At 38.9% G+C, this 14,033-nt stretch carries 10 protein-coding genes; all 10 read left to right on the top strand.

Going from position 1 to position 14,033, the window contains the following annotated elements; all coding sequences use genetic code 11:
* Positions 1-104 precede the first annotated feature (104 nt).
* A complete protein-coding gene (gene parE / locus ACGH4F_RS09010; protein WP_065559628.1) occupies positions 105-1,994 on the top strand; it encodes a DNA topoisomerase IV subunit B in 1,890 nt (629 codons plus the stop codon).
* A 27-nt stretch (positions 1,995-2,021) separates the two neighbouring features.
* Positions 2,022-4,250, top strand: a complete 2,229-nt coding sequence (gene parC, locus ACGH4F_RS09005) for a DNA topoisomerase IV subunit A (protein WP_267360601.1) — start codon at positions 2,022-2,024, stop codon at positions 4,248-4,250.
* Between the two features lies 1 nt (position 4,251).
* On the top strand, positions 4,252-5,094 hold the full coding sequence (gene djlA / locus ACGH4F_RS09000; RefSeq protein ID WP_411590939.1) for a co-chaperone DjlA: 843 nt from the start codon (positions 4,252-4,254) through the stop codon (positions 5,092-5,094).
* A gap of 14 nt (positions 5,095-5,108) precedes the next feature.
* The gene (locus tag ACGH4F_RS08995) at positions 5,109-6,551 is read left to right on the top strand and encodes a TrkH family potassium uptake protein (RefSeq protein WP_065559645.1); all 1,443 of its coding nucleotides are present in this window, start codon (positions 5,109-5,111) and stop codon (positions 6,549-6,551) included.
* Positions 6,552-6,693: 142 nt separating this feature from the next.
* Positions 6,694-8,262 (top strand): TerC family protein, encoded by a 1,569-nt coding sequence (locus ACGH4F_RS08990; protein ID WP_065559625.1) that lies wholly within the window; start codon positions 6,694-6,696, stop codon positions 8,260-8,262.
* Positions 8,263-8,805: 543 nt separating this feature from the next.
* A complete protein-coding gene (locus tag ACGH4F_RS08985; protein WP_065559624.1) occupies positions 8,806-10,116 on the top strand; it encodes an NCS2 family permease in 1,311 nt (436 codons plus the stop codon).
* A gap of 300 nt (positions 10,117-10,416) precedes the next feature.
* Entirely contained in the window at positions 10,417-10,791 is a 375-nt protein-coding gene (rpsL, locus tag ACGH4F_RS08980; protein ID WP_025316630.1) for a 30S ribosomal protein S12, read from the top strand.
* Between the two features lie 99 nt (positions 10,792-10,890).
* Positions 10,891-11,361 (top strand): 30S ribosomal protein S7, encoded by a 471-nt coding sequence (rpsG, locus tag ACGH4F_RS08975; RefSeq protein WP_065559623.1) that lies wholly within the window; start codon positions 10,891-10,893, stop codon positions 11,359-11,361.
* Positions 11,362-11,470: 109 nt separating this feature from the next.
* On the top strand, positions 11,471-13,576 hold the full coding sequence (gene fusA / locus ACGH4F_RS08970; protein WP_065559622.1) for an elongation factor G: 2,106 nt from the start codon (positions 11,471-11,473) through the stop codon (positions 13,574-13,576).
* 68 nt (positions 13,577-13,644) lie between these two features.
* Positions 13,645-14,033: GTP-binding protein (locus ACGH4F_RS08965; protein ID WP_411590937.1), on the top strand; the 389-nt coding region annotated here is incomplete at its 3' end.

Genomic DNA, 14,033 nt, shown 5'->3' with positions numbered 1-14,033 from the left:
CTTGGTAAAAATACTGAATTTGCTTTTCATTATAAATTTAATTTCATGCATCTTAAAGAAAGATTGGTATAATAAGGTCATTTATTCGAATAAATAGAAAAACTATGTCACAATCTACTTATAACGCTGTTGATATTGAAGTCTTAAAAGGGCTCGATCCTGTTCGTCATCGTCCAGGTATGTATACCGACACGGCTCGCCCAAATCATTTAGGGCAAGAGGTTATCGATAATAGTGTCGATGAAGCAATAGCCGGTCACGCTCGTCAAGTTAAAGTCACGCTTTATGAAGATAATTCATTAGAAGTTATTGATGATGGGCGAGGTATGCCTGTTGATATTCATCCCGAAGAGGGGGTACCGGCTATTGAATTATTACTTTGCCGTTTACACGCTGGCGGTAAATTTTCTAATAAAAATTATCAATTCTCTGGTGGGCTTCATGGTGTGGGTATCTCAGTTGTTAATGCGCTATCTAAACGGGTAGAAGTGACCGTTAACCGAGATGGTCAAGTATACCAAATTGCGTTTGAAAATGGCGAAAAAGTCGAAGATCTTCATGTAACTGGTACGTGTGGACGTCGTAACACGGGCACAAAAGTTCACTTTTGGCCAGACGAAAAATATTTTGATTCACCAAGATTTTCAGTACCCCGTTTATCTCATCTACTCAAAGCAAAAGCGGTACTTTGTCCTGGTCTTGAAATTATCTTTAAAGATAAAATTAATAACACCGAACAACGCTGGTGTTATCAAGATGGCTTAAAAGATTACTTAATGGAATCCGTCAGTGGTTACTCACTACTACCGGAAGAGCCATTTACTGGCAGCCATACCGGTGATACAGAAGCCGTTGAATGGGCACTCTTGTGGATGCCGGAAGGTGGCGAACTGTTAACAGAAAGCTATGTTAACTTAATTCCTACTGTGCAAGGTGGTACCCATGTCAATGGTTTACGCCAAGGACTGCTTGATGCAATGCGCGAATTTTGTGAATTTCGTAATTTGTTACCACGTGGCATAAAATTGACGGCTGATGATATTTGGGAACGCTGTGCTTATGTGTTATCTGTAAAAATGCAAGAGCCACAATTTGCAGGACAAACCAAAGAGCGCTTATCATCCAGACAAAGTGCTGCATTTGTATCTGCCATTGTTAAAGACGCCTTTAGCTTGTGGTTAAATCAGCATGTACAAACCGCTGAATTACTGGCTGAAATGGTGATCTCCAGTGCACAACGACGATTAAGAGCTTCAAAAAAAGTTATTCGTAAAAAATTAACTAGCGGTCCGGCATTACCGGGCAAGCTTGCGGACTGTTCATCACAAGACTTAAGCCGAACTGAACTTTTTTTAGTGGAAGGCGATTCCGCAGGTGGCTCAGCTAAACAGGCTCGAGATCGGGAATATCAAGCGATAATGCCATTAAAAGGTAAAATTCTAAACACTTGGGAAGTCTCATCGGATGAAGTCCTTGGTTCTCAAGAAATCCACGATATTTCGGTCGCGATTGGTATTGATCCTGATAGTGATGATTTAAGCCAATTACGATATGGTAAAATCTGTATTTTAGCCGATGCCGATTCTGACGGTTTACATATTGCCACCCTACTTTGTGCGCTATTTGTTCGTCACTTTCGTGCAATGGTCGAACACGGACATGTTTTTGTTGCTATGCCACCATTATATCGTATCGATCTTGGTAAAGAAGTCCATTACGCCTTAGATGAAGAAGAGAAAGAAGGAATTTTAGATCAGCTTAAACGGAAAAAAGGCAAACCGAATGTACAACGTTTTAAAGGTCTCGGTGAAATGAATCCACTGCAACTGCGTGAAACAACGATGGATCCGAATACTCGCCGTCTAGTACAGTTATCATTAGATAATTCAGAAGAAACAATGGCGTTAATGGATATGCTACTTGCTAAAAAACGTTCGGAAGATCGCCGTGAATGGTTGCAAGAAAAAGGTGACCAAGTCCAACTTGATGTCTAACATAAAGAATGATTTAGAGGAACAACAATGAGTGAGATAACTCATGACGGAGTAGAAGTTCAGTCGCTACGTACCTTTACAGAAAGCGCTTATTTAAACTACTCTATGTATGTCATTATGGATCGTGCACTACCTTTTATTGGTGACGGTTTAAAACCAGTGCAACGCCGTATCGTTTATGCCATGTCAGAATTAGGGCTTAACGCTCAGGCTAAATTTAAAAAATCAGCACGTACTGTCGGTGATGTTTTAGGTAAATATCATCCACATGGTGATAGCGCCTGTTATGAAGCAATGGTACTGATGGCACAACCATTTTCTTACCGCTATCCATTAGTTGACGGACAAGGTAACTGGGGGGCGCCAGATGATCCAAAATCCTTTGCTGCAATGCGTTATACCGAATCACGCCTATCTAAATATGCCGAACTACTATTAGGCGAGTTAGGACAAGGTACGGTCGATTATACTCCTAATTTTGACGGTACATTACAAGAACCGAAAATGTTACCGGCCAGATTACCGAATATTCTATTAAATGGTACTACAGGTATTGCTGTTGGGATGGCGACCGACATCCCACCCCATAATATTCGTGAAGTGGCCAATGCAGCGATTATGCTGGCAGATAATCCGAAAGCTACGCTAAGCGAAGTGATGGCTCACATACAAGGGCCTGACTTTCCAACTGAAGCAGAAATCATCACTCCTCCACAAGATATAGAAAAAATCTATAAGACGGGACGTGGCTCAATTCGTATGCGTGCTGTATGGAAAAAAGAAGAAGGTGATATCGTTATCACTGATCTGCCACATCAAGTTTCTGGTGCGAAAATTTTAGAGCAAATTGCCTCGCAAATGCGTGCCAAAAAATTACCATTAATTGAAGATTTACGTGATGAATCTGATCATGAGAATCCAACACGACTCGTCATTGTACCTCGCTCTAATCGTGTTGACTTAGAACAGGTCATGAATCACCTGTTTGCCACAACCGATCTGGAAAAAAGCTATCGGGTCAATATGAATATGATTGGGCTAGACAATCGCCCATCCGTCAAAGGGTTAGTTGAGATTTTAACTGAATGGTTAGAATATCGTCGTAATACAGTAACCAGACGTTTAAACTATCGTTTAGACAAAGTATTAAAACGCCTTCATATTTTAGATGGTTTACTTATCGCCTTTTTAAATATCGATGAAGTCATTAATATTATTCGCTATGAAGACGATCCTAAAACAGAGTTAATGCAACGGTTTAATTTAACTGAAATCCAATCTGAAGCGATTTTAGAGTTAAAACTTCGCCATTTAGCTAAACTTGAAGAGATGCGTATCAAAGGTGAGCAAAGTGATCTCGCTAAAGAGCGTGATCAGCTGCAAGCATTACTTGGTTCGCCTAGAAAATTGAATAGTTTAATTAAAAAAGAGCTTCAACAAGACGCTGATAAATACGGGGATGAACGCCGTTCTCCGATTGTTGAACGCAGTGAAGCAAAAGCCATTACCGAACAAGAACTAATACCGTCAGAACCGGTGACCATTGTCTTATCAGAAATGGGTTGGGTAAGAGCGGCTAAAGGTCATGATATTGATCCAACGGGACTGAGTTACAAAGCTGGCGATAGTTTTAAAGCGGCCGCAAAAGGAAAAAGTAATCAACCTGTGGTATTTATTGACTCAACGGGCCGTAGCTATGCTATTGAACCCAATACATTACCTTCAGCGCGAGGACAAGGCGAACCACTTACGGGTAAATTAGCATTACCTGCTGGTGCAAGCGTTGAACATGTGTTGATGTCAGCGAATGACAATCAAAAATTTTTACTTGCCTCAAGTGCGGGTTATGGATTTATATGTCAATTTAATGATTTAGTCGCGCGTAACCGAAACGGTAAAGCCATAATTAATCTACCGAATAATGCAAAAGTACTCACGCCTATTGAAATTTCAAATGACGAAAGCTTACTTTTATCCATTACCCAAGCAGGACGGATGCTTATTTTCCCTGTAAAAGATCTACCCGAATTGGCAAAAGGCAAAGGAAACAAAATAATCTCATTATCCAATGCAGATGACAGCCTTGCTTATATGATTTTAATTACACCGGAAACATCCATCACCTTATATGTTGGCAAACGCAAACTTACCCTAAATCCTGTTGATTTACAAAAATTTAGGGCAGAACGTGCTCGTAAAGGTAGCGCTTTACCACGTGGGCTACAAAAAATAGATCGAATTGAGGTAAACAAATAGTATGTCTTTTATTTGGGCGATTATTACAGGCTTTGTATTAAGCATTGTATTAAAATCGGGATGGGGTTATTTACTTGGATTTTTTGTTGGTCCAATGCTCTATCAAACCCTTTGTAACAAGTTAAACCAGCAAAGAACTCAAACTAATCCAACTTTATATTTAACCATTGTTTTTGAAGTACTTGGTCATCTCAGTAAAGCAAAAGGCGTGGTCACACAAGATGACATCAATCTTGCACGCCATTTTATGGATAGACTACAACTTGATAGCAACAGTCGACGACTTGCGCAAGACTCATTTAATCGAGGTAAAGCTGCGGATTACCCTCTTCGAGCTCGTTTAAAAGAGATATATATTCAATACCGCTTTCGACGTAATGTGTTAAATATTTTTTGTGAACAACTCATTCAAGCGGCACTGGTTGATGGTCATTTAGATGAAAAAGAGTCACAAATATTGTATATTGTGGCAGAAGAATTTAATATTCCTCGTCAACAAATGACCATGTATATTAAAATGATGATGGGAAGCTACCATTTTCGTCAAAATGGTCATCACCAAAATCAATACCAAGATCAGCATTACCAATATCAACAATATCAGGGTTATCAAGGGCGTTCAGCACAATCAGATCTGCAAAATGCATATAAAATTTTAGGTATCGAGTCATCAGCCGAAATTGCAGAAATAAAAAAAGCATATCGAAAACTAATGAATGAGCATCATCCCGATAAGTTAGTGTCAAAAGGCTTACCTAAAGAGATGCTTGAAGCGGCCAAAAAACGCGCTCAAGAGATTCAAGCTGCTTATGATCTCATAAAAGTATCGCGCGGATTTAAATAGAGACAACAACGATGATGCATTGGCGTTCAATTATTCGAATTGTAGGATTATTAATAACATTATTATCTGTTTTCATGTTATTACCTGCTCTAGTCGCATTAATTTATCGTGATGGCGCTGGTGCGATATTTCTTCGTTCTTTTTTTGCTGCCTTGATTTTAGGCGGCTTGTTGTGGTTACCAAATCGACACCAACGTCACGAACTTAACACCCGTGAAGGCTTTTTTATTGTGGTGCTATTTTGGGTTGTGTTAGGCACAATTGGCGCTTTTCCATTTATTTTTGATAATCACATTAATTTAAACTTAACGACAGCATTTTTCGAATCATTTTCTGGTCTAACAACAACGGGGGCAACCACCATTGTGAAGTTAGACCATTTACCTAAAGCGTTACTGTTTTATCGACAATTACTGCAATGGCTTGGCGGAATGGGGATAATCGTGTTAGCGGTTGCTATCCTACCATTACTAGGTGTAGGGGGGATGCAACTTTATCGTGCTGAAATTCCCGGCCCACAAAAAGACAGTAAAATGCGACCACGTATTGCCGAAACAGCAAAAACCCTTTGGTCTATCTATATTCTACTTACCACACTATGCGCAATCTGCTTGTGGTTTGCAGGCATGAATGTATTTGATGCTATCTCCCACAGCTTTTCAACGATTTCAATGGGGGGATTTTCCACCCATGATGATAATTTGGCTTACTTTAATAGCCCGGCAATCAACTATATTGTTACCCTATTTTTAATCTTATCTGGCTGTAACTTTGCGCTCCATTTTGCCGCATTAAGCGGTTTTTCAATAAAAGTTTACTGGCGAGACCAAGAGTTTAGAACCTTTATTTTCATTCTATTGATACTAATTGCCATATGCGCAGTGGTTATCTTTTTCTATAAACCTCATCGCCTTAGTATTGATAAAATTATCTTACAAGTCGTGTCCATATCATCGACAGCAGGATTTTCTGTAGATGATATTAATACTTGGCCTTCATCATTACCTATTTTTCTACTTTGTGCCTCGTTCATTGGTGGTTGTGCCGGATCGACAGGAGGTGGCTTAAAAGTGGTCAGAGTACTACTTTTATTTATGCAAGGTTCGCGTGAGCTAAAACGATTAATTCATCCAAACGCTATCTATACCTTAAAATTAAATCATCGAGTTGTACCTGAACGAATTATCGAATCAGTTTGGGGATTCTTTTCTGCTTATGCTTTAGTTTTTCTAATTAGTTTGTTTATCATCATGGCAACAGGCGTTGATGCAACCGACTCTTTTTATATTGTTGCCTCTTCACTGAATAATTTAGGTGTGGGGCTTGGTAGTGTCAGTGATAATTTTGCGCATGTCAGTGATGTGGTAAGATGGGTTATGGTTGTCGATATGCTATTTGGACGACTAGAGATATTTACATTATTAGTCCTTTTTACACCAACATTTTGGCGAAGTTAACCTTAAACTCAACCACCCATAAAAATAAAACTTTTTGCCAAATTATGCAAAATTCATAAATATTTTATTGATTATTTAGTCAATTACATAGAAAATTAGAACGCAGCATGTGCTGTGTTTATTAGAGGTAATCACCTGACATATGGAATGGATCATGGATCCTACAATTTGGATTGGTTTATCCACCCTGATTGTACTTGAAATCGTCCTTGGTATTGATAACATTGTTTTTATTGCCATTCTTGCCGAGAAGCTTCCACCACACCAACGCGATAAAGCACGCATCACTGGTCTTGCTTTTGCATTAATTACTCGCATTATTTTATTAATGTTCACCGGTTGGCTAGTTACACTCACGACACCACTATTTACAGCGTTTGGTATTAGTTTCAATGCTCGCCAACTCATTATGTTAGTGGGAGGCATATTTTTACTGTTTAAAGCCACCATGGAACTCAATGAACGTCTTGAAGGTGCAGCTCACGAAGAAGGAAAATCGAAAAAAACCTCACACTTTTGGACTGTCGTTGTACAAATCGTTATTTTAGATGCCGTGTTTTCTCTCGATTCTGTGATTACGGCGGTCGGTATGGTTGAAAATATTCCTGTCATGATTATTGCCGTTTGTGTGGCAATTTGCATTATGATGGTCGCAAGTAAACCGTTAGCCTATTTTGTCAATTCGCATCCCACCATTGTTATTCTTTGCTTGAGCTTTTTGTTAATGATCGGCTTTAGTTTAGTTGCGGAAGGATTTGGTTTTGCCATTCCAAAAGGCTACTTATATGCCGCTATTGGTTTTTCAATCATGATTGAGTTTTTTAATCAGTTAGCCATATTCAATCGTCGCAAAGCATTGAATAAAAAACCATTGCGAGAACGGACTGCCGAAGCGATCTTACATCTACTGAAAGGCGATGTTGAAGAAGATCCGGATACTCACACAATTGATACGGTATCAGATAACAATAAAAAAGAATCTGTCTTTAACCATCAAGAACTCAACATGGTTGAACGAGTCCTTGGACTGGCACAGCGATCGGTCAGCAGTATTATGACAGCAAGGTTAGATGTTGATATGGTTAATATCAATGACGACCGTGAAACAATTTTGAAAGAGATTTTTGAAAATCCTCATTCACGATTAGTCGTGACTGATAATGCGTCGATTGATGAACCTTTAGGTATTATTCAAGTTAACGACCTGTTAAAAGATGTTTTGCAAAATAAAGAGCCAATCGATATTAACTCGTTAATTAAGCAACCGCTAATCTTTCCCGAAACGGTATCGTTACTTGTTGCGTTAGAACAATTTAAAAAAGCCAAAACCCATTTTGCTTTTGTAGTTGATGAATTTGGTTCCATGCAAGGCGTGGTTTCAGTCACCGACATCATCGAAACTATCGCTGGCGATTTTCCGACCGAAGAGGAAGAAATTGACGCCAAACATGATATTCAATGTCTGGATGATAATACGTGGATTGCCAATGGCTATATCCCGGTTGAAGAGTTGGTTCGATTTGTCCCAATCCCAATTGATGATAAACGTGAATACCATACTCTTGCAGGATTATTGATGGAAAAAGCACAGCATTTACTTGAAGTCGGTGAGACCATGCAAATAGGTGATTATCTATTTGAAATAGCTGAAATTGAAAGCCATCGTATTTTAAAAGTTAAAATTACTCTGAACAAACTTGATTCAATTTAATGAACCAAGGGCATACTCAATCGTAACTCATTATTAATGAGTTACGATATCTTAAAAAACCATTCAATATTCTTTATCCTCATTAAAAATCCAACATTAGATGTTGAACAATTGGTTTTAAGGATTATTTTCGTTTTCTAACAAAACAATAACAAGTGATTAGATTTGTCTCCATTACGCTATAAACAGATGAGTTAACCAAAAACAGGTAAACACCTATCCTATTATCTATTTAAAGATGCTATAAAATACGCAGATAAATTATGATTAATTTAATCAGGATTTACTATTTCATCATCGCAACTTAATGACTATATGAAATTTACTATTAAAGTCAGTTTTTAATACAAGTATTTATCAATAAAGACTGAGCAGAATAATGCTTGACCTGTTAAAAGAACCAGTAATAATAATGCAGTGAATTTTGTACTGTATAAGCAAGCCAATCACCACAATTATCACGCTTGACTAATGATAAGCAAAAGTGTGGTTATGGCATTATACAAATATTCATTATTATTAACCTAAACTAGGCCTTAACTTATGAATTCAATATTCGAAAAAATATTTCAATTGAAAGCAAAAAAAACCACCATTGGTACTGAAGTGATTGCAGGATGTACGACATTTCTTACTATGGTCTATATCATCTTTGTTAATCCTTCCATTTTGTCGGCAACAGGCATGGACACCTCAGCAGTATTTGTATTAACCTGTTTAGTAACAGCCTTTGCATCGATTTTAATGGGCATGTTTGCTAATTTACCGATAGCGTTGGCGCCTGCTATGGGACTCAATGTATTTTTTGCCTATGGCATGTGTGGCGCAATGGGCTATTCATGGCAAGTGGGAATGGGCGCAATATTTTGGGGATCGTTAATCTTTTTTGCACTATCCCTTTTTAAAGTTCGCCATTGGCTAATAGAACATATTCCACAATGTTTACGTGTTGGTATCAGTGCGGGTATTGGACTGTTTATTGCATTTATGGGCTTTCAAAATATGGGGATTGTGGTTAGTTCTCCATCAACATTATTAACCTTAGGCAATATTCTATCTCTTAAAGTCTTATTAGGTTCTCTGGGTTTTTTCATTATTATTATTTTAGCTGCGCGCAACTTCCATGCAGCAGTTTTAATCTCTATTCTCGTGGTCACATTACTTGCTCTGTGGCTGGATCCTAATATTCATTATGAAGGCATCGCCTCTATTCCACCGAGTGTTTCAAGCGTAGTTGGTCATGTTGATTTAGCCGGTTCGCTTAATATCGGTATTATGGGCGTGATATTTTCCGTCATGATCGTCAGCTTATTTGATTCATCAGGTACGATTTTAGCCTTGACCGACAAAGCTGGCATTTCAGACGAAAAAGGACGCTTTCCTAAAATGCGTCAAGCATTATTAATTGATAGTTTCAGCTCTTCACTTGGTGGGCTTTTTGGGACTTCATCAGTTCTCACTTACATTGAAAGTTCAGCGGGTATTTCTGTAGGTGGTCGCACCGGTTTAACTGCTGTTGTCGTTGGGATTTTATTTTTAATGATGACATTCTTATCACCTTTAGCGCATTTAGTTCCGACTTATGCAACATCTGGCGCACTAATATTTGTGGGAATCTTAATGGTATCAAGTTTAGTGAAAGTTAACTGGTCTGATTTAACTGACGCAACACCTGCCTTTATTACTGCCTTAATGATGCCTTTTGCTTTCGCCATTACTGAAGGGGTTGCACTTGGTTTTATCTCTTATGTGGTATTAAAAACTTTTACCGGTAAATTTAAAGAACTCAATCTTTGTGTCATCATTTTTGCTGTACTATTTGCACTTAAATTTATCTTTATCGATCATCATTAATCGTCATTCCTCATCAATGCTATTGATGAGGAACCCCTCAATCTTTAACCAATATGTTCCTTTTCAGTTGGCGCACACTTAAAAAGTGAACGTTTTTACTACTCACTTATTGGGCATTTTCTTACCAATGAATAAAGTCTATGTTTGCTAGTTAAATGCGAGCAAAAACTTGACATTATCCTTGTTGAGGTCTAGAATCTTGCGACCCAAAACTTATATATTTAGGTTTTGGTCTACAGTTATTAATTACGTATCTAAAATGCAATTTTAAATTTATTTTAATTAATCAGGAGCTTATTAATGGCAACAATTAATCAGCTGGTACGCAAACCAAGAGCACTTAAGGAAGTTAAAAGTAACGTTCCTGCACTTGAAGCATGCCCGCAAAAACGCGGTGTTTGTACTCGTGTTTACACGACTACACCGAAAAAACCTAACTCAGCATTACGTAAAGTATGCCGTGTACGTTTAACCAACGGTTTTGAAGTTACTTCTTACATCGGTGGTGAAGGTCATAACTTGCAAGAACATAGCGTGATTTTAATCCGCGGTGGTCGTGTTAAAGATTTACCTGGTGTTCGTTATCACACTGTTCGTGGTGCATTAGACTGCGCAGGTGTTAAAGATCGCAAACAAAGCCGTTCTAAATACGGTGTAAAACGACCTAAAGCTTAATGGAACTCCGTTAAGTAAGGCCAAACTATATAATTCCATTTAACTCATTTGAGTTTTGGGTAAACCTGAAAATTTATAACATATAAACGGAGTATTCCAATGCCACGTCGTCATGTTGTCGGTCAAAGAAAAATTCTACCTGATCCGAAATTCGGTTCAGATTTGCTGGCGAAATTTGTAAATATTTTAATGATAGATGGTAAAAAATCTATCGCAGAATCAATCGTATATTCAGCTCTTGATAAATTAGCTGAGCGTAGTGGAAAAGACCACTTAGCAGCTTTCGAAGTTGCACTAGATAACGTAAGACCAACTGTAGAAGTTAAGTCTCGTCGCGTTGGTGGTTCTACATACCAAGTTCCTGTTGAAGTGCGCCCTGTTCGTCGTAATGCACTTGCAATGCGTTGGATTGTAGAAGCTGCTCGTAAACGTGGCGATAAATCAATGGCTCTACGCCTTGCGAATGAACTTATGGATGCTTTTGAAAACAAAGGCACTGCTGTGAAAAAACGCGAAGATGTTCATCGTATGGCTGAGGCTAATAGAGCGTTTGCACACTATCGTTGGTAATTTTTCCACTCGTATTAAGTGGCTTGAAATTAGACTGACAGCACATATCTACTGTCAGTCAACCTAAATGATATTTTATTAAGCAAACGATTCTAAATAGAGGATTAATATGGCTCGTACAACCCCTATAGCACGCTACCGTAATATCGGTATCAGTGCACATATTGACGCAGGTAAAACGACAACTACTGAACGTATTTTGTTTTACACTGGCGTAAGTCACAAAATTGGTGAGGTTCATGATGGCGCAGCTACCATGGACTGGATGGAACAAGAACAAGAACGTGGTATCACTATCACGTCTGCGGCTACAACTGCATTCTGGTCTGGTATGGGACAACAATTTGAACCACACCGTATCAATATCATCGACACCCCGGGACACGTTGACTTCACCATCGAAGTTGAACGTTCTATGCGTGTTCTTGATGGTGCAGTAATGGTTTACTGTGCGGTTGGTGGTGTTCAACCTCAATCAGAAACAGTATGGCGCCAAGCTAACAAATATAAAGTTCCGCGTATCGCATTTGTAAACAAAATGGACCGTATGGGTGCTAACTTCTTACGTGTGGTTGAGCAAATCAAAACACGTTTAGCGGCAGTGCCTGTCCCATTAGTATTACCAATCGGTGCTGAAGAAGGCTTTACTGGTGTTGTTGATTTACTTAAACGTAAAGCAATTAACTGGAATGATGCAGACCAAGGTACAACCTTTACTTATGAAGATGTACCAGCTGATATGGTTGAGCAAGTTGAAGAATGGCGTGCAAACTTAATCGAAGCTGCAGCAGAAGCTAACGAAGAGTTAATGGAAAAATACCTAGGTGGTGATGAGTTAACTGAAGAAGAAGTTAAAAAAGCACTACGTGAACGCGTACTTGCTAACGAAATCATCTTGGTAACATGTGGTAGTGCATTTAAAAATAAAGGCGTTCAGTTCATGCTAGACGCAGTTATTGAGTATCTTCCTGCACCAACCGATGTTCCTGCGATTAAAGGTGAATTACAAAATGGTGAACCAGCAGAACGTCATTCAAGTGATGATGAACCATTTGCTGCACTTGCATTTAAAATTGCAACTGACCCATTTGTTGGTAACTTAACCTTCTTCCGCGTTTATTCTGGTGTAGTTAACTCTGGTGACTCAGTGCTTAACTCAGTTAAAGATCGTAAAGAACGCTTTGGTCGTATCGTACAGATGCATGCGAACAAACGTGAAGAAATCAAAGAAGTTCGTGCGGGTGACATTGCAGCAGCAATCGGTCTTAAAGATGTCACAACTGGTGACACGCTTTGTGCTGAAAATTCACCAATTATTCTTGAAAGAATGGAATTCCCTGAGCCGGTTATCTCGGTTGCAGTTGAACCAAAAACTAAAGCTGACCAAGAAAAAATGGGTATTGCTTTAGGTCGTTTGGCAAAAGAAGATCCATCATTCCGTGTCTGGACTGATGAAGAATCAAACCAAACTATCATTGCTGGTATGGGTGAATTACATCTTGAAATCATCGTAGACCGTATGAAACGTGAATTTAACGTTGAAGCGAATGTCGGTAAACCTCAAGTTGCTTACCGTGAAACAATTCGTACAACAGTTAAAGACATCGAAGGAAAACATGCAAAACAATCTGGTGGTCGTGGTCAATACGGTCATGTTGTTATCGACATGTATCCATTAGAAGCGGGTGGTGCTGGTTACGAATTTGTTAACGAAATCAAAGGTGGGGTAATTCCGGGTGAATTTATTCCTGCAGTAGATAAAGGTATCCAAGAGCAATTGAAATCAGGTCCTTTAGCTGGCTATCCTGTTGTGGATCTCGGTGTGCGTTTACATTTTGGTTCTTACCATGATGTCGACTCATCCGAAATTGCCTTTAAACTTGCCGCATCAATGGCATTTAAAGAAGGCTTCATGAAAGCTAAACCTGTGCTTTTAGAACCAATTATGAAAGTAGAAGTTGAAACCCCTGAAGATTATATGGGTGACGTTATCGGTGACTTAAACCGTCGTCGTGGTATGATCGAAGGCATGGATGATACTGCAACAGGTAAAACTGTTCGTGCGCAAGTACCTCTTTCAGAAATGTTTGGCTATGCGACAGACCTTCGTTCACAAACACAAGGTCGTGCTTCTTACTCTATGGAGTTCTTGAAGTATAACGAAGCACCTTCAAACATCGTAACAGCAATTATTGAAGCTCGTAAAGCGAAATAATTATTTATATAAATAAAGTAACACTTCCCTACAAAATGAGGGAAGTGATTTAATAAAGGAACATTAAGATGTCTAAAGAAAAATTTGAACGTACAAAACCCCACGTTAACGTTGGTACAATCGGCCACGTTGACCATGGTAAAACAACTTTAACAGCTGCAATTACTTCTGTTCTTGCTAAAAAATACGGCGGACAAGCTCGTGCATTCGATCAAATCGATAACGCACCAGAAGAAAAAGCACGTGGTATTACCATCAATACTTCACACGTTGAATACGACACACCAACTCGTCACTACGCACACGTAGACTGCCCAGGCCATGCTGACTATGTTAAAAACATGATCACTGGTGCAGCGCAAATGGACGGTGCTATTTTAGTAGTAGCAGCAACTGATGGTCCTATGCCACAAACTCGTGAGCACATCCTTTTAGGTCGTCAAGTAGGTGTTCCTTA

Origin of the sequence: Gilliamella sp. CG35, assembly GCF_046635745.1 — a bacterium.
GTDB classification, from domain to species: Bacteria; Pseudomonadota; Gammaproteobacteria; order Enterobacterales; family Orbaceae; genus Gilliamella; species Gilliamella apicola_I.
Note: the sequence above shows the minus strand (reverse complement) of the source record. Positions and strands in the feature narration are given on the sequence as shown.

Coding starts and splice junctions, on each gene's coding strand:
- ACGH4F_RS08990 (WP_065559625.1), top strand. CDS start 6,694: ATGGAATGGATCATGGATCCTACAATTTGGATTGGTTTATCCACCCTG.
- parE (WP_065559628.1), top strand. CDS start 105: ATGTCACAATCTACTTATAACGCTGTTGATATTGAAGTCTTAAAAGGG.
- ACGH4F_RS08985 (WP_065559624.1), top strand. CDS start 8,806: ATGAATTCAATATTCGAAAAAATATTTCAATTGAAAGCAAAAAAAACC.
- fusA (WP_065559622.1), top strand. CDS start 11,471: ATGGCTCGTACAACCCCTATAGCACGCTACCGTAATATCGGTATCAGT.
- djlA (WP_411590939.1), top strand. CDS start 4,252: ATGTCTTTTATTTGGGCGATTATTACAGGCTTTGTATTAAGCATTGTA.
- parC (WP_267360601.1), top strand. CDS start 2,022: ATGAGTGAGATAACTCATGACGGAGTAGAAGTTCAGTCGCTACGTACC.
- rpsG (WP_065559623.1), top strand. CDS start 10,891: ATGCCACGTCGTCATGTTGTCGGTCAAAGAAAAATTCTACCTGATCCG.
- rpsL (WP_025316630.1), top strand. CDS start 10,417: ATGGCAACAATTAATCAGCTGGTACGCAAACCAAGAGCACTTAAGGAA.
- ACGH4F_RS08995 (WP_065559645.1), top strand. CDS start 5,109: ATGCATTGGCGTTCAATTATTCGAATTGTAGGATTATTAATAACATTA.